This is a genomic window from Dyella sp., from assembly GCF_036568765.1.
Classification (GTDB): domain Bacteria; phylum Pseudomonadota; class Gammaproteobacteria; order Xanthomonadales; family Rhodanobacteraceae; genus GSA-30.
On record NZ_DATCRY010000198.1, the window covers coordinates 1 to 22,717 of the forward strand.

Sequence of the window (22,717 nt, forward strand, 5' to 3'; positions counted from 1 at the left end):
CCTATGCGCCTCTGGGCGTGCTGGTAGCGATGATCTTCGTCGGTTTCCCGTTCGTGGTGCGCACGCTGCAACCCGTACTCGAGTCGCTTGAGCACGACGTCGAAGAAGCGGCGATGAGTCTCGGCGCAAGCCGTGCGCAAACCTTCTTCCGGGTGATCCTGCCCGTGCTGGTGCCGACCTTGCTGACGGGCTTCGCCCTGGCGCTGGCGCGAGCCGTCGGCGAATACGGTTCGGTGATTTTCATCGCGGGGAATATCCCCAAGCGTTCGGAAATCGCGCCGCTGCTGATCGTGCAGAAACTGGAGCAGTTCGACTACGCCGGCGCCGCGGCGCTCAGTGTCGTGATGCTGGCCTTCTCGCTCTTGCTGCTGCTGGCAGTATCGCGGTTGCAGCGTTGGAGCCAGCGCTGGACGGAGATGCGCCGATGAAGGGAAGCAGCCGACCGGTCGCCTGGCCTCGCAAGTTGACGCATGCCTTGCTGATCGCTATTGCCGTGGCCTTCCTCGTGCTTTTCTTGCTGCTTCCGCTGGCGACGGTGTTTTACGAAGCACTGCTCCAAGGCATGCGCGCGTATACGCGCGCACTGGCCCAGCCCGAGGCGCTGGAATCGATGCAGCTGACCTTGCTGGTGGCAGCGATCGCGGTTCCGCTGAACCTGGTCTTCGGCGTGGCCGCCGCATGGGCGATGGCGCGCTTCGCCTTTCCGGGCAAAGCGTTGCTGGGCGCCTTCATCGACCTGCCGTTTTCGGTTTCGCCGGTGATCTCCGGCCTGGTCTATGTGCTGCTCTTCGGCGCGCACGGCTGGTTCGGCGCCTGGCTGGACCGGCACGATATCGAAGTGATCTTCGCCGTGCCCGGCCTGGTGCTGGCAACGATCTTCGTGACCCTGCCGTTCGTCGCGCGCGAGCTGATTCCGCTGATGCAGGCGCAAGGGGCGGAAGAAGAAGAGGCCGCGCGCGTATTGGGCGCCAATGGCTGGCAGATGTTCTTCCGCGTTACCTTGCCGAATATCCGCTGGGCCCTGCTTTATGGCGTACTCCTGTGCAATGCGCGCGCGATGGGCGAATTCGGCGCGGTCTCGGTGGTCTCCGGGCACATCCTTGGCCTGACCACGACCATGCCGCTGGAGGTGGAAGTGCTTTACAACGAATACGATTATGTCGGCGCTTTTGCCGTCGCCTCGCTGCTGGCGATGTTGGCGTTGCTGACGCTAGGGCTCAAAACCCTGCTCGAATGGCGCTATGGCGATCAGATAGCGACGCCGGGCACGGCGAGGCATTGACGATGACGCTGAAACTTTCGCACCTGAATCGTCGCTTCCCGGGCCTGGCCGCCCTGGACGATGTCAGCCTCGACATCGAACAAGGCGAATTCCTTGCCTTGCTCGGCCCGTCCGGTTCGGGCAAGACCACCTTGTTGCGGATCCTGGCCGGGCTCGATTACCCGGAAAGCGGCAGCGTCACGCAGGACGACCGCGATCTCCTGAAAATTCCACCGCGCCAGCGCCGGGTGGGATTGGTATTTCAGCACTATGCGTTGTTCCGCCATATGACGGTGGCGGAGAACGTCGCCTTCGGACTGCGCGTGCGACCGCTACGCACGCGGCCGTCTCGCCGGGAGATCGCCGAGCGGGTGGAGCGGTTGCTCAAGCGCGTGCACCTCGACGGGCTTGGCGAACGCTACCCGGCGCAGTTGTCCGGCGGCCAGCGCCAGCGCGTGGCACTGGCGCGCGCTCTGGCGGTGGAACCGGACCTGCTCCTGCTCGACGAACCCTTCGGCGCACTCGATGCGCAGGTACGCATCTCGCTGCGCCGGTGGTTACGTCACCTGCACGAAGAATTGGGGCTGACTACGGTCTTTGTTACCCACGACCAGGAAGAAGCGCTGGAGCTGGCCGATCGCATCGCTGTGATGAATAACGGCCGGATCGAGCAGGTCGGCACACCGGAGGCGATCTATCAGCAGCCGGCCACGCCGTTCGTGTGCGAGTTCATCGGCAAGGTCAACAAGCTGCCAGCCGAGCGACGCGCGACGCAATGGCTGTGCGGACAACTGGAGCTTTGCGACGATCCCTGGGAAGGGCGCTACGAGCGCGCGGTGGCTTATGTGCGACCGGAGCATCTCGTGCTGATGTCCGCCAGCGAAGGCAACGCGTGGCAAGCTCGCCTGCAGCATATTTTCCCAGCCGGCAGCGTGACGCACCTGGAGCTGCATCTGGACGAACCGGCGCATGAGCTCGAAGCCGATGTCGCCAGCGACAGCCTGACTCGCCTGGGCCTGCACCAGCGCAAGTCGCTCAGCGTACGGCCGCGCGTATGCACGTTGTTTCCGCTCGACGCGGAAGGACGGGCGCATGCCGGCGAGCGCATCATGCTCCGCTGGGACGATATCGCCGCCTGATCGTCCATGGACTGTCCGCGCGATCGTCCGCGGACAGTCGCCGCGATGCTTCGATGGCTCTGCTGCGCCATTTTCCGCTGGCACGATTTCTGCTGCACCCAGGCACCACGCACACTGCGCCCAGGGGGCTCCCACCATGAAACTCCGTTTTGCCCTGCCTTTCGTTCTGACGCTGCCTTTTGCGCTGTCGCATGCGGCGGACACCGACGATCTGACCCAGACCGTGACGAAGCTCGATGCCGCGGTGTTCGATGCTTACAACCGTTGTGACCTGAAAACGTTCGGCGATTATTTCTCCAACGACGTGGAGTTCTTCCATGACAAGGCCGGGCTGATGACCTCGCGGGAGGCAGTCGTCGAGGCCACGCGCAAATTCATCTGCGGAAAAGTCCGGCGCGAGCTGGTGACCGGCACGCTGGAGGTCTATCCGATCAAGGATTATGGCGCGATGGAGGTGGGTGAGCACCGGTTCTGCGATATCCACACCCATAAATGCCAGGGCAAAGGGAAATTCCTGAATATCTGGCGCCATCAGAATGGTGTGTGGCAGATGACGCGAGTGGTCAGTTACGACCATCAGGAAATTCGATAGATATAGCCAGTACCGAGGCAAATAGTTGCCCCTCTCCTGCAAGCAGGAGAGGGTGTTCGCACCTCCCCTGGTTGCAGGAGGAGGCTGGGAGAGGTGGAAGCTTGCCTCAGTCTTCCACTGCGTCGTTCAACGCTTCATCGGCAATCTCACCGAAGCGCAAACGATTCCCGAACGGATCGATTACCTGCATCGTCCGCAATCGCGGCGGCATGACCTCGATACCCGGGCGCATGTTGCCGTAGTTCTTTGCCTGAAGCTCGCGGTGAAAGGCATCGAGCCCCTTCATCGAAACATACGTGACGCCGCCGGGCGAACCATCGCCGTGATGCTCGCTCAAGTGCAGGACCAGCTTGCCGCGCGAGATCTGCGTGTATAGCGGACTGTCGCCATCGGACTCGTCGAGTTTGTCTTCCCAGTCCAGCTTGAAGCCCAGGAAATCCAGATAGAACTCGCTTGCCTTGGCGCGTGAAAAGATGCGCACGACCGGCACCGCATAACGCAAGCGGATGCCGGCGGCCATATCGTCGCTGCGCCGCTCCGCCAACGCGATGCGCGCGGCCAGGGTGTTCCAGTCTTTATAACCAAACTGACCGGCAACAAGCTCCAGGCATTCGCCATGGCTGAGCTGGACCGACTTCTCGGCCAACCGGACGCGAAGCTGCTTGGCCATGGCCTTGGCTTCGAGATAAGTACGCATGATGAAACCTCCGTTCTCAATGGCGAACGAACTTGCTGCATCGGTGCCTGCATTGCCGATCCGTTCGCCTGGACGAAGGTATCGATAGTTACTCCGGATACATTCACCGCTCCCTCGGAAAGGGTGCAGGCGGCAGGCTGTATCGGCCTTGGAATCGCATGATAGCGAAGTAAACGCCGGAAGCAAGCATCGACCGAGTGTGACGCTTCGATGTAATGATTTGGACGTCCAAACGATTTGTGCGCAAGGATGTCACGGTAATGTCCGCTTAACTGTAATAGCTTGCGACTAGTCTCTGCGAACTAAGGAGTCTGCGGCGCCAAGGGGGAGCCGCGGCTAGTACCCGTATGCATGGCTGACGTGCCATGAGTGACCGATCGCCATCGCGGCGCCGTCGGCGATGGCTTGCGCCCGTAAGGCTCCTGTACCACCCCACATCACCCGGAGCTTTCCACCTTGCGTACTTCCCTCATGTCACAGGCGATTCGTGTCGCCTTGTTAGCCGGCTTGGCTGCCGGCGTGATTCCGCAGGCCTTCGCGCAGCAGACGCCGGACACGTCCAAGGCCAATCCCAATACGTCCACCGACGACGGACAGACCCATCGCGAAGCCAAAAACCTCGATGGCGTCGTAGTCACCGCGCGCTCGGGCGTGGAAACCCGCACAAAAGCGCAAACCAGCTATTCGATAACGACCATCGATGAAGACCGCTTGCGCATGCAGGCACCGACGTCGGTCACCGAAGCGATGAAATCGGTGCCCGGCTTCTGGGTCGAAGCTTCCGGCGGCGAAGCCAGCGGCAATATTCGCGCACGCGGTATTCCAGTCGACGGCTTCGGTTCGGTGAACCTGCTCGAAGACGGCATTCCCGTGCAGCACGATCCGGCACTGGGCTATCTGAATGCCGACCAGGCCTTCCGCCTGGACGAAACGATCGAGCGCATCGAAGTCGTGCGCGGCGGTCCGTCCTCGGTTTTCTATTCCAATGCGCCGGCTGGTGCGATCAACTTTATTCCACGTCAGGTCGGCGATACGCCGGAAGGCATCTTCAAGTACACCATCGGCGACTACGGTCTCAACCGTGCCGACGTGTGGTACGGCACGCCCGTCGGCGACGGCTGGAAGCTTGGCGTGGGCGGTTTCTATCGCCTCGACGATGGCATTCGCGATCCGGGCTTCGATGCCGACAAGGGCGGCCAGTTCCGCGTCAACTTGTCCAAGGATTTCGAGCATGGTCGCTTCAGCGTCGACTACAAGCATCTGGATGACAAGGTCGCGCTATACCTGGGCATTCCGATGCGCACGACCGCGGACGGCAGCATCCGTGCGGTGCCCGGTTTCGATGGCAATTTCGGCACGCTCGCCGGCCCCGAGACCGAACACGTATTGATGAAAGAGGGCGACGGCAGCCTCTACAACTTCGACAATAGCGATGGTACCCAGGTCAAGCGCGATCAGCTCACGCTGAAGTTCGATTACGACCTGGGCGCGGACTGGAAGCTTGCCGAGTCGGTCCGTTACGACGATACGCGCACGCAACGCAATGGCATGTTCCCGAACACACTGGAGAGTGCCGATACTTTCCTGGCTTCCGCCAAGCAATATCTGCCGGCCGGCGCGACCGGGCTGCAGTTGCGCTATGTGGATAACCCTTCGCAGGTATTCAACAATGCCAACCAGAACGGCAACGGCCTGGTCGTGATCGGCGGCCTGCGCGGCGTGACCATGCCGGTGAAGGAGTTGATCAACGACACACGGCTGATGCGCAAGTTCGAGTTCGGCGACCAGACCCATGACGTCACGTTCGGCTACTACTACGCACGCTTCGACCAGGCGTTCAGCCGCTACTCCTCCACCGTGCTGCTCGATACCCAGGACAATGCGCGCCTGCTCGATCTGGTGGCCGTCAACGCTGCCGGCCAGCCGGTTTCCACGCTGACCGACCATGGCATCTACCGCTACGGCTACGAATGGGAGAACGCGAGCGGCATCTCCACCACCAATGCGTTCTACCTGTCCGACGAATGGCAGGTGACCGACAAGCTGCGTATCGATGCCGGCGCGCGCTGGGAACAGGTCAACACGCGCGGTAACACCGAACTGAAGCAGACGGTAAACCTGGGTACGCTGGCAACCTCGCAGATCCTCACCGGTACCGGTCAGTTCGTGCCGTGGGACCACACCTTCAGCAAGCTTGGCTGGACGCTCGGCGCCAACTACCAGTTCACCGACCGTACGGGCGTGTTCGCTCGCTGGACGCCGACTTTCCGCCTGCCCAACCTGAGCACCTATATCACCAGCCCTACCGCGGTACCGGTGACACAGACGATGAAGCTGGGCGAGATCGGCTACAAGTACACCGATCGCCATCTCGATCTGTATGCCACGGCTTTTTATACCAAGTACAACAACGTGACCTTCAGCAACTACGTGTTCGACCCGAATTCGGGTGCGTCTACGGTGCAGCAGGGTTATGCCGATACCAAGACCACTGGCCTGGAGCTGGAGGGCACATGGTTCCCGGTCGACTGGTTCGATGTGCAAGTCACCGGTACCTTCCAGGATCCCGAGTACAAGGGCCTGCGCTACACCGAGATCGTCAACGGTGCGCCGGTGTTGCGCGACTTCGTCGACAACCAGCTGATCCGCGTGCCGAAGACCAGCTATCGCATCGTGCCGGGCGTCAACTTGCTCAACGGCAAGCTGCGCCTGCAGTTGGCCTACGAGTACGAGGGTGCGCGCTATGTCGATACGGCCAACTCGGTGCGGTTGCCGTCGTATGACGTGTTGAGCGCCAGCGCGCGTTACGACGTCTCGCCGGACTACTCGCTGTACTTCTACGTGGACAACATCACCAACTCCGAAGGCCTCACCGAAGGCAATCCGCGCGCCGGCGAGCTGCAGAGCGCCGATGCGGGTGCGAACACGTTCATCGCGCGTCCGATCCTCGGCCGTGCATACCGTGCCGCCATCATGTACCGCTTCTGAGGCCCCAACGCGGCCGGTGCCGTCGGCGCCGGCCGCGACATTCGTCATGAAGAATCGAATCGCCTATCGTTTAGCGATCGCCGCGCTGGCGATCTGCGCCCTGCTCCTGGGCATCGTCTTTCCTGCCTTCGCCAATGACGCGCCGGACCGGGTCCTGCACGGCACATTGGACGGCAAGGACAACCACACCTATCGCACCCTGCCCTTCGACGTACCTGCCGGCACCACGCGCATTACCGTGCAGTTCGAGTACACCGGCCACGACGAAGAGCACACCACGATCGATCTCGGCCTGTTGGGCCCGGATGGCCTCCGCGGCTGGAGCGGCGGCAGCAAACATGTGTTTACGGTCGCGGCGACCGACGCCACGCCGTCCTACCTGCCCGGTCCCATCCATCCTGGGCTCTGGAAGGTTCTGCTGGGCGTTCCCAATATCCGCGCGACCAGTCACAGCACCTATCAGGCCAAGATCTGGTTCGGCCATGCCGACGACCCGGCCTGGTTGCCGGCGGTACTGCATCCGCCTTTGCGTAACGAGCCGGGCTGGTATCGCGGCGACCTGCACATGCATACCACGCATAGCGACGGTAGTTGCAAGAGCCAGAGCGGGCAAAAGGTCCCGTGTCCCTTGTTCTTTACCGTACAAGGCGCGGCCGAGCGCGACCTGGATTTCATCGCGATTACCGATCACAACACGGTTTCGCATGCCAACGCCATGTTGGAGCTGCAACCTTACTTCGATCGGCTGCTGCTGATTCCCGGCCGCGAAGTCACCACCTTCAGCGGACATGCCAACCTGTTCGGCACCACAGCACCGGTGGATTTCCGTGTCGGCAGCAAGGACGTGCCGGACTGGAATGCCTTATTGCATGCCATCGCGCCCCTGGGTGGACTGATCTCGATCAACCACGCCATTCGACCCAGCGGCGAGCCCTGCATGGGCTGCGGCTGGACGGCCGATCCGCCAGCCGATATGCATCTGATCCAGGCGATCGAAATCGTCAATGGAGGCGACGCCGGCACACCGTATTCCGCCGTGCCGTTCTGGGAGCAACAGTTGGCCAAAGGCATCCGTCTGACGGGCATTGGCGGCAGCGATAATCACAATGCGTTCCAGGATGCTCCGGGCATCGGCTCCAACCCCACGGGCATTCCGACTACCGTGGTGCACGCGCAGGCATTATCGATGCCGGCCATTCTCGATGGCGTTCGCGCTGGCGAAGTCTTTATTGACGTCCAGGGTAGCCGTGACCGGTTGCTCGAGTTTACCGGGCGCGTCGATGCACAAGTGGCCGCGATGGGCGGGACGCTGCAAGCACCGTCCGGTCGGACCATCGATTTCGACGTGCATGTCGCGCATGCCGCCGATACGGGCATGCAGGTATTCGTCGATGGCAAGCATCGGCCTGAATACGATGTCACGATCGCTGATGCCGATCAGCGTCGATCGTTCCGATGGGCCGCCGACGGCCAACCGCATTGGCTGCGGATCGAAGTCCATGACGTGGCCGGCAAACCTTTGTTGATCGGCAATCCGATCTATGTGAACTTTGCACAAGCACATAACTGAACCTGCGCGCGGAACACGCTGAAGCAGACTTCGGCGCTCCGCACCTGCGCAAGCCTTTCCCCCGGCTCTGCCGGGGGAGCGTTGAGTGAGGGGGTAACCCCGCACGAAAAAGCAATGCAGCACTTTGCGTTAGGCCGCATGCCTTCGCCGATAGTCCGCAGGCGTAATCCCGACATGCCGCCGAAATGCGCGCCGCAACGTATCGGCATCGGCAAAACCGCAAAGCGCCGCCACTTGCTTGGGCGCAGCATGCCCCTCTTCCAACAAGCGGCAAGCCGCCGCGACGCGCGACGATTCCACCCATGCGGCCGGCGTCATCCCGACCTCGCTGCGGAACAACCGTGCGAAATGACGCGGACTCAAGCCGGCACGCATGGCAAGCGACGGCACACTATGATCCTCGGCAGGGTGCGCGGCGACCCAACGCTGCACTTCCTGCAAAGCCGACCGCCCGGCAGGTGCGGCTTCGCCATGCCGGCTAAAGGACATCTGGCCGCCGGGACGGCGAAAGAACATCACCAGTTGCGCAGCCACGGCGCGCGCCAGCTCGTGGCCGTGATCCTCTTCGACCAGGGCGAGCGCCAGATCCATCCCCGCGGTCACTCCGGCCGCAGTTCGCAGTTTGCCATCCCGCACATAGATGGCGTCGGCATCCACGCTGGCCGCCGGATAATCGCGCGCCAGGCGCTCGGCCTCCGCCCAGTGCGTGGCGACGCGACGGCCATCGAGCAGACCGGCCGCGCCGAGCAAATAGGCGCCGCTGCATACCGAGCCGTAGCGCCGCGCGCTCCGTGCATGCCGGCGCAACCAATCGCGCAGTGGCGGCGGCGGATGCAATTCGGCCGCATGCGGCGCGCCCGCGACGAGCAGGGTATCGAAGCGAGCATCGTCATCGCGCCCGGCAACGCCATCCGGCGCCAGCCTTATCCCCGCCGAACAGCGCAACTCTCCGGCGCGCGAGGCAAGCAGCAACGGCCGGTACAGCGCCTGCCCGGACCGCGCATTCGCTTCGGCAAAGACGTCCAGCGGACCGGCGACATCTAATAGCTGCACGCCAGGTACCGCAAGAATGGCTATGGAACGGGACTGGGCCATGTTCGCCTCCTGTGGCTGACTTAGCCGGCAAATGGCAGAAATAGACGGATTACGTCGATTGAGGACAGGATAGCACGAGCCTAGCCTGTGCTTACCGATTCCCGAGGAGTTCCTGCCATGAGTCTTTCCATCGAAGGCGTACGTATTCCCGATACCGCGCTGGCCCGTGAGATCACGGAGCTGGTCCGCGACACCGAGTCGCCTCTGCTGTTTCATCATTCCAGCCGCGTGTACTACTTCGGCGCGCTGGCCGGCACGCATTGCGGCCTGGCGTTCGATGCCGAGCTGCTCTATGCCGGCGCGATGTTTCACGACATGGGCCTGACCTCGCAGCACAGCAGCGCCACCGAGCGCTTCGAAGTAGACGGTGCCAATGTCGCACGCGACTTCCTGCGCGCACACGGCATCGCGCAAAGCGATATCGACACTGTATGGACAGCGATCGCGCTGCACACCACGCCTGGCATTCCCCGGCACATGCATCCGGTCATCGCGTTAGTAACCGCTGGCGTGGAGATGGATGTGCTCGGCCTGGCCTACGATCGATACAGCGACGCCGAGCGCGAAGCCATCGTGCGCGCGCATCCGCGCAGCGAGCATTTCAAGGAAGACATCATCCAGACGTTCTACAACGGCATCCGGCACAAGCCGGAAACGACCTTCGGCAACGTCAAGGGCGACGTACTCGCCGATAAGGATGCGCATTTTGTGCGCGGCAACTTCTGCTACGCGATACGCCACTCGCCCTGGGCAGGCTAGACCGATGCGCGCAGGTCAGTCCCACAGGCCCGCGCGATGCTGGTCGGCCTGCGCGCTCTGCAGGCGCAACAAACCGCGGTAGGCACCATATTCGCCACTGTTGTAGTAAGCGCTGGCGCCATCGGCCAACGCCCATGTCGCCATCGTGGTCTGTCCGTTGCCGTAGGACAAACGCTGCGGCGAGGTCCGGCCGAACATGGACTTGAGCACACGGAAGTCCCCCGTCTCCCCGTTAGAGCCATGCGTATAGGCCGCGACACTCACCACGCGGCCCTGCTTCAGCGCCACCATCACCAGGGCGCCGTCCATGAAATCGGGGCGATCGGTGCGCGGCACATGCACCTGGATATAGCCGTCGGCCGGCATGGGGGCCGGGCGCGGCGCGCCATCGACCCATTGATAACAGAAGGCATCCTCGGCCGGCAGGTAATCGTGCTGACGCATCGAGCATTCCTGCACACGTAGTGGCTGTCCGAGCGCGATGCCGAAAAGACCCTGTGCCATAGCGGTACCTGCCCAGAGGCTCGACAGGAGCGCAGCGATGGAGGAAATCGATTTCATCGTCGCCTCGGAAGACTTAGCTGGTTGCAGATACTAACGCGGCGCCACGGCGATTACCTGTGACGCAGGGCACCCTGGCGCGGCACCGTCGGTGCACGAGCCAACGCCCATACGTCGATGCGCCGCACCCCGACGCGTCGGAGCGTAGATGCGCATTCGGCCAGCGTCGCCCCCGTCGTCATCACATCATCGAGGATCGCCACATGGTTCGGCCAGGCAAAGCGCGATGGCACGTCGAAGGCGTTGCGCACGTTGCTGCGACGCGCGGACGCATCGAGTTCGGTCTGCGGCGCGCTTTCCCGCGTCCGCCGCAAGATATCGCTGCGCACCGGCACATCCAAGGCTCGCGCCAATGGCTTGGCCAACTCCCACGCCTGATTGTATCCGCGCTCGCGCAAGCGCCGTCGGTGCAGCGGCACGGGCACGATCAGGTCCGGTCGAACGGATGGTGAAGCATCGCGCCAAAGCGTCGCGAGTGCGCGTCCACAGGCGAGATCCCCTGAAAACTTCAAGCGCGTCGCCAATGCGTCGAGCGGCCACGCATACACAAACGGCACCCAAGCGGCGTCCCAGGGTGGCAGCCGACGCAGACAACGGCCGCACAGTTCGGTAGGAACCACCAAGGGCAATGCGCAACGCGCGCAGCAAACGGCGTTTCGTGGCAGGTCGGCGATACATCCCTCGCACAGATCGATGCCTTCGCTTCCCTCGTCACCGCACAATAGGCAACGCCAAGGCATGCCCAGATGCAAGATCCGTTGCAGATAACCGTACGCATCCATGCGTTGTCGTTTTCTCCACGTTAGCCCTGCGGTGGCTTGAACAAGGCCGCATCGATGATCGACCACAGGTGAACGATCCAGCCCAGCCAGAACACCCAGAGGATGCCCGCGAGCACGAACATCACCAGGGCCTTGAGGAAACGCCCTTGCACCAACTGGCCAAGGCCAGGGATGAAAAAGCTGCAAATGGCGGCGAGCACATTGCCCGCGCTGCCTTGTCCGGTGCTCATGATTCCGTTCCTTGACGATGTACCGCGGTCATCTTAAGGCCCTGTTTGCCCAAAACCCATCCGTCTCACGCTGCTTACCTGCTCCAGCTTGCGTAGGGCAGCATCCAGGTTGCCGCGCGCCCTGGCTTCGAAACGCCCAGCCATCCAGGGAGTTACGTAAACGGCTGGGCGATCCAGAAACCGGCGCAGCACCTCGGCGCGCTTTGCGCGATACAGCGGCTCGGGCACCCAGCGGTATTCCCGCCGTATCTGGCGTTCGTACTCGTCAAAGCGCGATGGTTCGGCACCGAGAATGGCCAGATCGATATCCACCAGCAAACGGGCATCCGTTTTATCGGGGCTCGCGTCATGGACTGTCGCCATGACAAGTGCGTGCATTCGCTGTATCGCTTCGGCTTCGATCTGCGCTTGCTGGGCAGCCTGGGTCAGCCACGCAGCGCTAGCTGCTTCGTTGTCCTTGCGACGCGGCCAATAAATCGCGTCGTGGAACCATAGTGCGAGCGCCAGTTCGTGCGGGCGCTCGGCATGGCTTTGCATGTCGGCCAGTTGCGCGAGGCACTCTTCGAGGTGTTGCCTGGTGTGATAGGCCCGATGCCGCTCGGCATAACGTTCGAGGAGAGCATCGTGTAATGCCTCAGGCGCAGGCCGTCTCCAGCTCGCCCACAAAGCATGCCAATGGGTGGCACCGGTGTGACCGTCAGGGTCGATGGAGACACTCATGCTTGCCGCCCCCCTTTCCTTGCCGTTTTGCGCACCGCGTCGCTGGCCGCCGGCTCCGCATCGATATAGCGTTCCACCCAGGCTTCGGCCATGCCGGCGGCAAAGCCGACCGGCACGACCTGGCGCGCATTGCTCGCAAGTGCGAACACGCCTTCGACGTAGGCGAGCAGACCGGCGGCAAGATGGTCGAGCTTGCGTACTTGCTTGCCGCGCTCCACCAGGCGGGCGCGCAGCAACTTGCGCAGCAATGCGATCTCCGCCGTTACTGCGCGCTGGTAGACCTCGCGCACGTCCGGGTCGCGCACGGCCTCGGCACCGATCATGACCCAGGCAGCCACAGCATCCGGATTGGCGTCGCCGCCATAACCGAGGCGTGCATCGATATAGGCTGCCAGGCGCTCCCGCGCATCCCTCGCGCCTGTCTCGCGGTTGGCATAACGCTGGCGTGCATGGCCCGCCAGTTGCTCGACCAGCGCAACCAGGATCTCGCGCTTGTCGTGGAAGTGGTAGTGGATCAGGCCTGGCGCCAGCCCTGCCGCTTTGGCAATCGCCTGTACGGTCGCGCCGGCATAGCCCTGGACTGCCATGGCGCGCAACAGCCCTTCGACGATTTCATGCCGGCGAACTTCGGTGTTTGGCTTGCGTGGCATATCGGCCCCTATCCCTTAATTTGGTTATACACCCAAATAATGCTTGACGACCAGATCTACCCGGGCATAGGCTGAGCATAACTTGGTTGATCGACCAATCTATGGAGATGCCATGGCCGTCGGCACGACCTTGTGCCTGGAGCATCCGCTTCCGGAAACGTTCGGCGCCTGCCTGTTGTGGCATGGCTTTCTCACCCCGGACGAGTGCACGGCGCTCATCGCCGATGCGGAGCAGCACGGCTTCCAGCGCGCCGATCTGGACTATCCCCCGTCCTACCGCGACAACGATCGGCAGGTGCGCGACGATCCCGATATGGCCGATCGTCTCTGGCATCGCCTGCGGCAGGCGCTTCCACAGCTCGGCAAGGCGGGAATATCTGGCTGGGAGCCGATCGGCATCAACGAGCGCCTGCGTCTTTGTCGTTACGGACCGGGCCAACAGTTTCGTATCCATCGCGATGGCGTGCATCACCGCGACCCGCACTGCCGCTCCGCACTCACGTTCATGGTGTATCTCACCGATGGCGCCGAATTCGACGGTGGCGATACCCTGTTCTTTGCTGGGGGTCCCGGGCGACCTGGCGATCCGGTCGCACGTATCCGACCACGACGCGGCAGTCTGATCCTGTTCGATCACGATATTTGGCATGCAGGCGATATCGTCACTCGTGGCAGCAAACATATTCTGCGCAGCGACGTGCTCTATCATCGTAAAGACGGCGACGCGGTGGTGTCCGCCCAGCATCTGGGCTACGTCTGGACGCTGCTGAAACTAGCCGATGGCCGCATCGCCAGCGCGGGACGGGACACGGCTATCCGCCTCTGGGACAGCAACGGCGACCATCGGGGCTGTCTGCAAGGACATCGCCAATCCGTGCTTGGCCTCGCCGAAATTCGGCCCGGCTTGCTCGCCTCGGTTTCGCGCGACCGCTCCTTGCGACTGTGGGATGTGGCGAGGCAAGCATGCATCCACGAGGCTACAGCGCACGAAGCTGCCGCACTGTGCGTGGCAGCCCTTCCGGGGCGAGAACTTGTTGCCACCGGCGGCGCCGATGCGCGCATCCATGTCTGGTCCGAGCGAGGACAGCGTCTGTGTACCTGTGCCGGTCATGACGGTTGGATATGGGCGCTGGCGTGCTGCACGCCCGGTCGGCTATTCAGCGCTTCCGAAGATGGCATGGTCAAATGCTGGGAGCTTGACGATAGCCGGTGCCTGGGAACCTGGCCCGGCGAGGTTCCGCTCCGATCGATCGACGCGCACCTTCTCCCCGACGGGTCGACACGGTTGGCCGTAGGCGACGCCGATGGCTGGATACGTCTCGGAATCTTTCGGGATGGCTGCTTTCAGGAGACGAGGAGGATCAAAGCGCATACCGCCGCGATCCGGCGCGTGCGCTTCTTTACCGACGGCACCCTGGCCACCTGCGGCGAAGACGGGGCTTTGCGACAATGGGACAGCCCGTCGCTGCGGCTACGCACCGAAGACGTACGGGAGCCGTTCGTCACCGATGTACTCGAACTGGACCGGCATGGTTGGCTGTCCAGCGCTTACGACGGCGCATTGCGGTATCACCGCCCCCTGCGATCCGCGACCGAGCCTCGTCAACTCACGATGCTCAATTCAGGTTGACAAGCCAATGAGGGCTGTCAGACTGTCGCGTTTCCGCCGTCCCCCTGGAGCCGCCATGTCCGCAGCCGCCCTTCGCCACGACTGGACCCGCGACGAAGTCGCCGCACTGTTCGCCCTGCCATTCAACGAACTGCTTTTTCGGGCGCATGGCGTGCACCGCGAACATCACGATCCGAACGCCGTACAGGTCTCGACCTTACTGTCGATCAAGACCGGCGGTTGCCCGGAAGACTGCGCCTATTGCCCGCAGGCGGCGCGCTACGACACCGGCGTGCAGGCACAGAAGTTGATGAGCGTGGAAGCCGTGCTGGAACGTGCGCAGGCAGCGAAAAACGCAGGCGCCAGCCGTTTCTGCATGGGCGCCGCCTGGCGCAGTCCGAAAGACCGCGATGTCGCCAAGGTCGCCGAAATCGTTTCGGCGGTCAAAGGACTGGGCCTGGAAACCTGCGCCACGCTGGGCATGCTCAGTGGCGAACAGGCCGGCACGCTCAAGGCCGCCGGTCTGGATTACTACAACCACAACCTGGATACCGCGCCGGAGTTCTATGGCGAGATCATCCACACGCGGCAGTACCAGGACCGCCTGGATACCTTGGAGCATGTGCGTGAAGCCGGCTTGAAGACCTGTTGCGGCGGTATTGTCGGCATGGGCGAAACCAGCGGCCAGCGCGCCGGCTTGCTGCAAACCCTGGCGAACTTGCCCGAGCACCCCGAGTCGGTGCCGATCAACCAGCTGGTACAGGTCAAGGGCACACCGCTGGACGGCACGCAGGCGCTCGATCCGTTCGAATTTGTGCGCACCATTGCGGTGGCACGCATTCTGATGCCCAAGTCGATGGTGCGCTTGTCCGCCGGCCGCCAGGACATGGACGACGCCGTACAAGCACTCTGCTTCTTCGCGGGCGCCAATTCGATCTTCTACGGCGAGAAACTGCTGACCACCGGCAACCCCGACGTAGAACACGACCGGGAGCTATTTAAGCGGTTGAACCTGCATCCGCTTGAGATCGTGGAGACTTCGAGCACGGTGCACGCCGACATTCTCGAGCATTGCGCCGCCTGAGAAGCGCCCGATGCGCGACGATGTGCTTGCCCGACTCGCCCGGAATACGGCTGCGCGCGAGCGTGAGCGAATGCACCGCCGGGTGCGCGACATCGAGCGCATCGACGGTCCTTACGTGTGGTCGAACGACAGACGCTTGCTGTCGTTCTGTAGCAACGACTATCTGGGTTTGTCGCAACATCCGACGGTTGTGGCGGCCTTGCGCAGTGCCGATGTCGCCGGCAGCGGCTCGGCACACCTGATCTGCGGCCATCGCCGTGAACATGCGGCACTGGAAGAAGCGCTGGCCGAATGGACAGGACGCGAGCGCGCACTGTTGTTCTCTACCGGCTACATGGCCAATCTCGGCAGCCTGCAAGCGCTGCTTGGCGAAGGCGATCTGTGCGTGCAGGACAAGCTCAACCATGCCTGTCTGCTCGACGGCGCGGCGCTCAGCGGCGCCACGCTCGTGCGCTACGTCCATGCCGATGTGGACAGCGCGGCGCGACAATTGCGTACCCATGTCGGTGCGTCGGCGCTGCTTGCGACGGACGGCGTTTTCAGCATGGACGGAGACACCGCACCGCTCGAGGCGCTAGCGCAGCTATGCACCGCCGAACAGGCCATGCTGATGGTCGACGACGCACACGGGCTGGGCGTCGTCGGGCCGCAAGGCGCCGGCAGCGTAGCCGCGGCAGGATTGGACCCGTGCCAGGCCCCCGTGCTGATGGCGACACTGGGCAAGGCACTGGGATGTTTCGGCGCCTTTGTCGCCGGGTCGTCGGACCTTATCGACGGCCTGACACAGTTCGCACGCCCTTATATCTATACGACAGCCATGCCGCCGGCCCTGGCTGCCACAGCCCTGGCCGCGGTCGGAATCGTGCGCAAGGAATCGTGGCGCCGCGAGCGCTTGATGTCGCTGATTGCGCGGTTTCGTGCCGGTGCCGCACAACTCGGCCTGCCCTTGATGCCTTCGTCGACGGCGATCCAGCCCTTGTTGCTCGGCGATACGGCAGCCGCCCTGGACCTGGCCGAACGCCTCGAACGGCAGGGCATCCTGGTCACGGCGATCCGCCCCCCAACGGTGCCCAAGGGCAAGGCAAGGCTGCGGATTACGCTCTCGGCTCTCCACGAGGAGGCCCAGATCGACCGCCTGCTCGACGCTCTGGCCGACGGAAAGCCTGCAACTCTTCTATAATGTCTGGCTAGACAAGCCTTTTCCTTCCATGTCGATCGTCAACCTCTCGGCCTATCGCTTCGTCAGCCTGGACGACCTCCCGGCGCTGCGGGAGCGTGTGCTCGCGCAATGCGAAGCACTGTCCCTGAAGGGGACGATCCTGCTGGCACCGGAAGGCATCAACCTGTTCCTGGCCGGTCCGCGCGATGCCGTCGACAGCTTCATGGACTGGCTGCGCGAAGACTCGCGTTTCGCTGGCCTGACACCGAAAGAATCGGTGTCCGATGCAGTGCCGTTCGGGCGCATGCGCGTGCGCCTGAAAAAAGAAATCATCACCATGCGCATGCCGGCGATCCGGCCCGAGCATGCACGTGCGCCGGCTGTAACGCCACAAACCCTGCGCCGCTGGCTCGATGACGGTCACGATGACGCGGGGCGCGAGGTAGTCTTGCTCGACACGCGCAACGATTACGAAACCGACGTCGGTCTGTTCGAGCATGCCGTCGATTATCGCCTGAGGAGCTTTACCGGTTTCCCGGAGGCCATCGCCGCCGATCGCGAACGCTACGCCGGCAAGACGGTGGTCTCTTATTGCACGGGCGGCATCCGTTGCGAAAAGGCCGTGCTGCACATGCAGGACATCGGCATGGAGCACGTGTACCAGCTCGAAGGCGGAATACTGAAGTACTTCGAGGAAACCGACGGCGCGCATTGGCGCGGCGACTGTTTCGTCTTCGACGAGCGTGGCGCGGTGGATCCGCAACTCGCTCCCGCACCGGTCCTGCCCGAAAGCGACGACGCATGAACTTGTATATCGATCGCCAAGGCAGCGGCCCGATTCCGCTGGTATTGCTGCACGGCTGGGCCATGCACGGGGGAGTGTTCGAAAACCTGGCCAACGCCTTGCGTGAACGCTGCACGCTCTACATCGTCGATCTGCCTGGCCACGGTTACTCGCACGACAGCACACTGCCGCTCGAACCGCAGGCCTGCGCGGCGGCGATTGCCGAAGCCACACCGCCTGCCGTCTGGGTCGGCTGGTCATTGGGCGGATTGATCGCGCAGCAGGCCGCACTGAGCCTGCCGCAGGTGCGCGCACTGGGCGTGCTGTGCTCGACGCCAAAGTTCTCGCGCGGCGCGGACTGGCCTTACGGCAGCGAGCCGACGTTGGTGCGCCAGCTCGCCACCGACCTGGAGACCGACTATCACGCCACCATCGAGCGCTTCCTCGCATTGGAGGCGATGGGAAGCCCCGATCCGCGCGGCGAGCTGCGCCATCTACGCTCGCTGGTGTTCGCCCGTGGCGAACCCGACCTGCGCATCTTGCAAGAGGGCATCCGCATCCTGGACCGGACGGACCTGCGTGGCGACATTCCTTCGTTGTCGTCGTTGCCGAGCGCCTGGATCAGCGGACGTCGCGATCGCCTGGCGTCGTCGGCAGCAATGCAGTGGACCGCGCAACAGTGCGGCGGCCGCTTCACCGAAATCGAGCATGCGGGGCACGCGCCATTCTTCGGCTATGCCGACGCTGTCGTCGCCGCGTTGACGCCATTGCTGGAGTCTTTCCGTGAGTGACGCCTTCCACCTCGATCGCCTCAAGGTACGGCGCAGCTTCGGCCGCGCGGCGGCGACCTATGAACAACACGACGCCTTGCAGCAGGAGGTCCAGCAGCTACTGCTCGATCGGCTGGACTTCTACTTGGGCGACGCCGAGCGGGTACTCGACGTCGGTGCGGGTACCGGACGCGGCAGCGCGCTGCTGAAGAAGCGTTACGCCAAGGCGCAAGTCATCGCCATCGACCTGGCCTTGCCGATGCTGCGTGCGGCCAAGCAACACATGGGCTGGTTCAAGCCGTTCGTGCGCGTGTGCGCCGAGGCTACCGCGCTGCCCGTCCCCGATCACAGCGTGGATGTGCTGCACTCGAACCTCTGCTTCCAGTGGATCGATGACCTGCCGGCGCTGTTCGGCGAGTGCGTTCGCGTGCTCAAGCCCGGTGGCCTGCTGGTGTTCTCCACCTTCGGGCCGGATACGCTCAAGGAGCTTCGCGCTGCCTGGGCCAGCGCCGACGTGCAACCGCATGTCAGCCGCTTTCTGGATATGCACGACCTCGGCGACGCGATGATTGCCGCGGGCCTGCGCGATCCGGTGCTGGATGTGGATCGCTTCACCCTGACCTATAGCGAGCCCCGTATGCTGCTCAAGGAGCTCAAGGGATTGGGCGCCACCAACGCCGATAGCACGCGCGAGCGTGGCCTGCTCGGCAAGCAGCACTACCGGCGGATGCTCGACGCCTATGAGCGCATGCGCGTCGACGGGCGCATTCCCGCCACTTGGGAAGTCGTGACTGCCCACGCGTGGGGACCGCCGCCGGGGCAATCGCGTCGCGCAGCCGGTGGTGGGGAGATCGCAAGCTTTTCCGTTGACAGTCTGCGTGGCTCGCGGCGTCGCTGAAAGCCCCGCCCCCCCTATCCGCCGCTACATACCTCTCGATTAAATTAAATTTCATGGATGTCCAAACGTCGATACGTCCGCGAAACAATGACTGGTTTGTGTAAAGCGCATAGCGCGACTTCTCGAAGTCATAAAAGCTTCATCCTCGAATGACAGCATTCGCATCTTCTTAACACCCTGCGCGCCTTTACCGACGGTCGGTAAACGGCGTATCGGCAATTTTTAGGAAGGGGAATTGCGTGTTGCAGAAGACTGTTCTCGCCTTGGCCTTGGGCCTGGCGCTGTCGACGGCTGTCCAGGCGAATGACGGCACTCCGGATAACTCCGATACCACGACGGCAGCCGCAAATGGGCAGCCGAACGCGGATCAGGCGACCAACCTCGATGCCGTTTCCGTCGTCGGTAGCGGCGAGTCGCGCCAGGTACAGCGCATTACTCCGAAGAATCAGGACGTATTGCCGCCAGGCACCAGCCTGCAGAAAGTGCTGAACATCCTGCCGGGCGTAAATGCGCAGTCGATCGATGCGCTCGGTGCCAACGAGCAGTCGATGACACTGAGCCTGCGAGGCTTCAACTCCACGCGCCTGGGCTATACGCTCGACGGCATGCCGCTGGGCGATAGCGCCTACAACAACTACAACGGCCTGAGCATCAATCGCGCGTTGATTTCCGAGAACATGGCCGGTGCCGAGATCGCCGAAGGTATCGGTAATCTGGGCACACCCTCGACCAGCGACCTGGGCGGCACTATCGCCTATACATCGAACGATCCGCTCAAGGAAATGGGCGGTCGCTTCAATCAGACCTTCGGCAGCGACATGAATCGCCGTACCTTCGCCCGCTTCGACACAGGCGATTATCACGGCTTCTCGATGTACCTGTCCGGCGCACGCACGACATCGGACTTGTGGAACGACCAGTCCGCGTACAACAAGTCGACCACCAAGCAGTTCAACGGCAAGGCCGTCTACCAGTTCGACGGCGGTCGCATTACCGCTTTCGCCGACACATCGCGCACCTCACAGGCCGACGATTTCTATCTGTCCAAGAGCGAACTCGCGCGTGGGCTTGGCTGGGACTGGGGCGGCTATGCACCGAACTTCCAGAAGGCGCTGAGCCGCGCTTACTGCAATACCGGCAGCTTCAACGCCAAGCTGTGCGACAAGACCGGCCCTGATCAGGATGCCGATGGCGCCTTCACTGGCGGCCAGATCCTGCGTAACGACGACCTTTATTATCTGGCTGGCGATTTCTTCCCGAGCGACACGGTAACGCTGCATGCGCAGGTGTACCACCATGAAGACGCCGGTTCGGGCAACAACTGGAACAGCGGCAGCTTCTCCAATCCGGGCACGCCCGATCAGCTTCCGCTGATCATTCGCGAGACGCTGTATACGATCAACCGCACTGGCGCGATCTTCAATGCCAGCTGGGATATCGGTATCAATCACATCGAAGGCGGCGTCTGGTACGAGCACAACGTTTCCAGCGCTTCGCGCTACAACTACACCGACGTTACCGGCCCGCGCGACATCAGCAGCTTCCAGAACGGTCAGCCCGATGTAGGCACGTTCGACCAGCGCACTGTGTGGGAAACCCGTCAGGCTTATTTGCAAGACACCATTCGCCTGATGGAAGACCGCCTGTCGATCGACTTCGGCGTAAAGAGCCCGCACGTGACTTCCGATGCAACGGCGCTGCCGGGCATCGCCAAGACACCCATCTCGCCAACCTCCAGCGCCCAGTTCGCTACGGGCAACCTGTCGGCCAGCCGCGCGTTCCTGCCGGGTCTGGGCGCCCACTACAACCTGGGCGACGGTCAGGAAGTATTCGCCAGCTACGCCGAGAACATCGCCATGTTCCAGGGCGGTTTCAAGCTGGGCCCGCAAGCGGTCAGTCAGGCCACCTGGGACCAGCAGCAGACGCTCGTGCCGGAAGAATCGCATACGCTCGAAGCCGGTTATCGCGTGGTCCAGTCCGACTTCCAGGCCTCGGCCGCGATCTACAAGGTGGGCTTCGATAATCGCCTGCTTCAGTACAACCCCTGCAACTCCCGCCAGCCGGTCGGTCCGGGCTGCGGTAACAAGTTCTACAACGTCGGCGGCGTGGACAGCCACGGCGTCGAGCTGACCTTCCTGTGGACGCCTAGCGAACACTGGCGCTGGTATAACTCGGCCTCGTACAACCGCTCGACCTACGACAGCGACTATGTGCAGGCCGGCGTGCTTGAGCCGACCAAGGGCAAGATCCAAGTGGATACGCCGACCAAGCTGCTGGCCAGCGAAATCACCTACAGCTACGGTCCGTGGTTCGCGACGCTGCGTGGCAAGTACACCGGCAAGCGGTATTACACCTACACCAACGACCAGGGCTTCGGCGGCTTCACCACTTTCGATTTCTCCACGGGCTACGACTTCGGTGCGGTCGCTTTCGCCAAGGATGTGCGCGTCCTGCTCAATGTCACCAACCTGACCAACAAGCGCTACGCTGCCAACTTCGATAACAGCGTGTTCGCACCGACCGACCCGACCGGCTCGATTTATGTGTTCCACGCCTCTGCGCCGATCCAGGCGTTCGGTACGCTGGACATTCGCTTCTGATATTGGGGTTTTGAGGCGCCTGCGTGGCGCCTCTTTTTTTCGCCGTTCCGGCCCTGGCCGGAACGGTCGGTCATGGTCGATTCGATTCGGAGGCCTTGCATGAAGCAGCTCGCCCGTCCGCTGGCTTTAGCTTGTCTGCTTGGCGCGATGCCGGCCCATGCCGGTATCGATATCCTCACACCGCATGTCATCGCCGACGATGCGCCACGCACCGTCACGCTTGGCGGGCGCGATTATGTGAATCAAGGCTTGGTCGGCAGCGGTCGTCTTGCCGCCGGGACTGTGGATTTCCTTGGCGACACGCTCGGCTCGTTCTCGTCGCTGGCGATTGCCCAGGGCAGTTGGAAACGCGTGGGCGACCATTACGAGGCGCTGCTATGGACCTTGCCCGACCGTGGACGCAACGATCCCGGCGAAGGCTTGTTCTACGACTATGCCGCCCGGCTGCACCGATACCGCCTCTGGTTCAGACCTTACACGGGTTCTGCGCTTCCGGCCGATGCGCATTCGCAGCATCAAGTACGCATCGTTCCCGACGGCGGCCTTGTATTGACCGATTTTCGCGGACAGCGCTTTACGGGCGCCGATCCGGCTACCGGCATGCTCACCGAGCGAGGCATCGAGTTGCCGTCGCCGCATACCGGTACAGGCGCCGGCAAAGTATCGATCGATGCCGAATCGCTGCAGTTCGCCCGCGACGGTCATTTCTATATTGGCGACGAGTATGCCGCCAATGTGTATTACTTCGATGCCAAGGGGCGGTTGCGCG

General features: G+C 62.8%; 22 protein-coding genes. 15 read left to right on the forward strand and 7 right to left on the reverse strand.

The window, feature by feature from the left end; all coding sequences use genetic code 11:
• The 4 genes from VIM98_RS13800 to VIM98_RS13815 form a co-directional block, all read left to right on the forward strand.
• Positions 1-428, forward strand: a 428-nt coding sequence (locus VIM98_RS13800; RefSeq protein ID WP_331993685.1) for an ABC transporter permease subunit, incomplete at its 5' end; no start/stop codon positions are given.
• The gene (gene cysW / locus VIM98_RS13805; protein WP_331993686.1) at positions 425-1,282 is read left to right on the forward strand and encodes a sulfate ABC transporter permease subunit CysW; all 858 of its coding nucleotides are present in this window, start codon (positions 425-427) and stop codon (positions 1,280-1,282) included. The genes VIM98_RS13800 and cysW, both read left to right, overlap by 4 nt.
• Before the next feature lie 2 nt (positions 1,283-1,284).
• Entirely contained in the window at positions 1,285-2,400 is a 1,116-nt protein-coding gene (locus tag VIM98_RS13810) for an ABC transporter ATP-binding protein (protein ID WP_331993687.1), read from the forward strand.
• A 136-nt stretch (positions 2,401-2,536) separates the two neighbouring features.
• On the forward strand, positions 2,537-2,992 hold the full coding sequence (locus tag VIM98_RS13815; RefSeq protein ID WP_331993688.1) for a nuclear transport factor 2 family protein: 456 nt from the start codon (positions 2,537-2,539) through the stop codon (positions 2,990-2,992).
• 106 nt (positions 2,993-3,098) lie between these two features.
• Here VIM98_RS13815 and VIM98_RS13820 read toward each other — a convergent pair whose 3' ends face one another.
• Positions 3,099-3,689, reverse strand: coding sequence for a glyoxalase superfamily protein (locus VIM98_RS13820; protein ID WP_331993689.1), 591 nt, complete (start codon positions 3,687-3,689; stop codon positions 3,099-3,101).
• 456 nt (positions 3,690-4,145) lie between these two features.
• Here VIM98_RS13820 and VIM98_RS13825 point away from each other — a divergent pair, with 456 nt between their 5' ends.
• Both VIM98_RS13825 and VIM98_RS13830 read left to right on the forward strand, forming a co-directional pair.
• The gene (locus VIM98_RS13825) at positions 4,146-6,677 is read left to right on the forward strand and encodes a TonB-dependent receptor (RefSeq protein ID WP_331993690.1); all 2,532 of its coding nucleotides are present in this window, start codon (positions 4,146-4,148) and stop codon (positions 6,675-6,677) included.
• Positions 6,678-6,723: 46 nt separating this feature from the next.
• Positions 6,724-8,247: a CehA/McbA family metallohydrolase gene (locus tag VIM98_RS13830; RefSeq protein ID WP_331993691.1), complete on the forward strand. Its 1,524-nt coding sequence runs from the start codon at positions 6,724-6,726 to the stop codon at positions 8,245-8,247.
• A gap of 129 nt (positions 8,248-8,376) precedes the next feature.
• Here VIM98_RS13830 and VIM98_RS13835 read toward each other — a convergent pair whose 3' ends face one another.
• Positions 8,377-9,342, reverse strand: a complete 966-nt coding sequence (locus tag VIM98_RS13835; RefSeq protein ID WP_331993692.1) for a GlxA family transcriptional regulator — start codon at positions 9,340-9,342, stop codon at positions 8,377-8,379.
• A 117-nt stretch (positions 9,343-9,459) separates the two neighbouring features.
• Here VIM98_RS13835 and VIM98_RS13840 point away from each other — a divergent pair, with 117 nt between their 5' ends.
• Positions 9,460-10,101 carry an HD domain-containing protein gene (locus VIM98_RS13840; protein WP_331993693.1) on the forward strand — a complete coding sequence of 214 codons (642 nt, stop codon included), beginning with the start codon at positions 9,460-9,462 and terminating at the stop codon, positions 10,099-10,101.
• Between the two features lie 15 nt (positions 10,102-10,116).
• Here the strand turns inward: VIM98_RS13840 and VIM98_RS13845 are convergent, their stop codons facing one another.
• Genes VIM98_RS13845 through VIM98_RS13865 form a run of 5 tightly spaced genes read right to left on the reverse strand, consistent with a single transcriptional unit; the run spans position 10,117 to position 13,044 of the window.
• The gene (locus tag VIM98_RS13845; RefSeq protein WP_331993694.1) at positions 10,117-10,662 is read right to left on the reverse strand and encodes a hypothetical protein; all 546 of its coding nucleotides are present in this window, start codon (positions 10,660-10,662) and stop codon (positions 10,117-10,119) included.
• Between the two features lie 53 nt (positions 10,663-10,715).
• On the reverse strand, positions 10,716-11,444 hold the full coding sequence (locus VIM98_RS13850; RefSeq protein WP_331993695.1) for a ComF family protein: 729 nt from the start codon (positions 11,442-11,444) through the stop codon (positions 10,716-10,718).
• Positions 11,445-11,464: 20 nt separating this feature from the next.
• Positions 11,465-11,674 carry a hypothetical protein gene (locus tag VIM98_RS13855; RefSeq protein ID WP_331993696.1) on the reverse strand — a complete coding sequence of 70 codons (210 nt, stop codon included), beginning with the start codon at positions 11,672-11,674 and terminating at the stop codon, positions 11,465-11,467.
• Positions 11,675-11,707: 33 nt separating this feature from the next.
• A complete protein-coding gene (locus VIM98_RS13860; RefSeq protein ID WP_331993697.1) occupies positions 11,708-12,394 on the reverse strand; it encodes an N-methyl-D-aspartate receptor NMDAR2C subunit in 687 nt (228 codons plus the stop codon).
• Positions 12,391-13,044: a TetR family transcriptional regulator gene (locus tag VIM98_RS13865; RefSeq protein WP_331993698.1), complete on the reverse strand. Its 654-nt coding sequence runs from the start codon at positions 13,042-13,044 to the stop codon at positions 12,391-12,393. Before VIM98_RS13865 ends, VIM98_RS13860 begins: the two co-directional genes overlap by 4 nt.
• A 112-nt stretch (positions 13,045-13,156) precedes the next feature.
• Between VIM98_RS13865 and VIM98_RS13870 the strand changes: the two genes are divergently transcribed.
• The 8 genes from VIM98_RS13870 to VIM98_RS13905 all read left to right on the forward strand — a co-directional run.
• Positions 13,157-14,674, forward strand: coding sequence for a 2OG-Fe(II) oxygenase (locus tag VIM98_RS13870; RefSeq protein WP_331993699.1), 1,518 nt, complete (start codon positions 13,157-13,159; stop codon positions 14,672-14,674).
• Positions 14,675-14,729: 55 nt separating this feature from the next.
• A complete protein-coding gene (gene bioB / locus VIM98_RS13875) occupies positions 14,730-15,737 on the forward strand; it encodes a biotin synthase BioB (protein WP_331993700.1) in 1,008 nt (335 codons plus the stop codon).
• Between the two features lie 10 nt (positions 15,738-15,747).
• Positions 15,748-16,917 carry an 8-amino-7-oxononanoate synthase gene (gene bioF, locus VIM98_RS13880; RefSeq protein WP_331993701.1) on the forward strand — a complete coding sequence of 390 codons (1,170 nt, stop codon included), beginning with the start codon at positions 15,748-15,750 and terminating at the stop codon, positions 16,915-16,917.
• Between the two features lie 28 nt (positions 16,918-16,945).
• Positions 16,946-17,701 (forward strand): sulfurtransferase, encoded by a 756-nt coding sequence (locus tag VIM98_RS13885; protein ID WP_331993702.1) that lies wholly within the window; start codon positions 16,946-16,948, stop codon positions 17,699-17,701.
• Positions 17,698-18,471, forward strand: coding sequence for a pimeloyl-ACP methyl ester esterase BioH (gene bioH, locus VIM98_RS13890; RefSeq protein WP_331993703.1), 774 nt, complete (start codon positions 17,698-17,700; stop codon positions 18,469-18,471). The genes VIM98_RS13885 and bioH overlap by 4 nt, the downstream gene beginning before the upstream one ends.
• A complete protein-coding gene (bioC, locus tag VIM98_RS13895) occupies positions 18,464-19,348 on the forward strand; it encodes a malonyl-ACP O-methyltransferase BioC (RefSeq protein ID WP_331993704.1) in 885 nt (294 codons plus the stop codon). The genes bioH and bioC overlap by 8 nt, the downstream gene beginning before the upstream one ends.
• A 242-nt stretch (positions 19,349-19,590) precedes the next feature.
• The gene (locus VIM98_RS13900) at positions 19,591-21,948 is read left to right on the forward strand and encodes a TonB-dependent receptor (RefSeq protein WP_414650221.1); all 2,358 of its coding nucleotides are present in this window, start codon (positions 19,591-19,593) and stop codon (positions 21,946-21,948) included.
• A gap of 99 nt (positions 21,949-22,047) precedes the next feature.
• On the forward strand, positions 22,048-22,717 hold a 670-nt coding region (locus tag VIM98_RS13905; RefSeq protein ID WP_331993706.1), incomplete at its 3' end, for an esterase-like activity of phytase family protein.

Excerpts from the sequence above, each read along its gene's own strand:
- cysW (WP_331993686.1), top strand. The coding sequence starts at position 425 with ATGAAGGGAAGCAGCCGACCGGTCGCCTGGCCTCGCAAGTTGACGCAT.
- VIM98_RS13810 (WP_331993687.1), top strand. The coding sequence starts at position 1,285 with ATGACGCTGAAACTTTCGCACCTGAATCGTCGCTTCCCGGGCCTGGCC.
- VIM98_RS13815 (WP_331993688.1), top strand. The coding sequence starts at position 2,537 with ATGAAACTCCGTTTTGCCCTGCCTTTCGTTCTGACGCTGCCTTTTGCG.
- VIM98_RS13820 (WP_331993689.1), bottom strand. The coding sequence starts at position 3,689 with ATGCGTACTTATCTCGAAGCCAAGGCCATGGCCAAGCAGCTTCGCGTC.
- VIM98_RS13830 (WP_331993691.1), top strand. The coding sequence starts at position 6,724 with ATGAAGAATCGAATCGCCTATCGTTTAGCGATCGCCGCGCTGGCGATC.
- VIM98_RS13835 (WP_331993692.1), bottom strand. The coding sequence starts at position 9,342 with ATGGCCCAGTCCCGTTCCATAGCCATTCTTGCGGTACCTGGCGTGCAG.
- VIM98_RS13840 (WP_331993693.1), top strand. The coding sequence starts at position 9,460 with ATGAGTCTTTCCATCGAAGGCGTACGTATTCCCGATACCGCGCTGGCC.
- VIM98_RS13845 (WP_331993694.1), bottom strand. The coding sequence starts at position 10,662 with ATGAAATCGATTTCCTCCATCGCTGCGCTCCTGTCGAGCCTCTGGGCA.
- VIM98_RS13850 (WP_331993695.1), bottom strand. The coding sequence starts at position 11,444 with ATGGATGCGTACGGTTATCTGCAACGGATCTTGCATCTGGGCATGCCT.
- VIM98_RS13855 (WP_331993696.1), bottom strand. The coding sequence starts at position 11,674 with ATGAGCACCGGACAAGGCAGCGCGGGCAATGTGCTCGCCGCCATTTGC.
- VIM98_RS13860 (WP_331993697.1), bottom strand. The coding sequence starts at position 12,394 with ATGAGTGTCTCCATCGACCCTGACGGTCACACCGGTGCCACCCATTGG.
- VIM98_RS13865 (WP_331993698.1), bottom strand. The coding sequence starts at position 13,044 with ATGCCACGCAAGCCAAACACCGAAGTTCGCCGGCATGAAATCGTCGAA.
- VIM98_RS13870 (WP_331993699.1), top strand. The coding sequence starts at position 13,157 with ATGGCCGTCGGCACGACCTTGTGCCTGGAGCATCCGCTTCCGGAAACG.
- bioB (WP_331993700.1), top strand. The coding sequence starts at position 14,730 with ATGTCCGCAGCCGCCCTTCGCCACGACTGGACCCGCGACGAAGTCGCC.
- bioF (WP_331993701.1), top strand. The coding sequence starts at position 15,748 with ATGCGCGACGATGTGCTTGCCCGACTCGCCCGGAATACGGCTGCGCGC.
- VIM98_RS13885 (WP_331993702.1), top strand. The coding sequence starts at position 16,946 with ATGTCGATCGTCAACCTCTCGGCCTATCGCTTCGTCAGCCTGGACGAC.
- bioH (WP_331993703.1), top strand. The coding sequence starts at position 17,698 with ATGAACTTGTATATCGATCGCCAAGGCAGCGGCCCGATTCCGCTGGTA.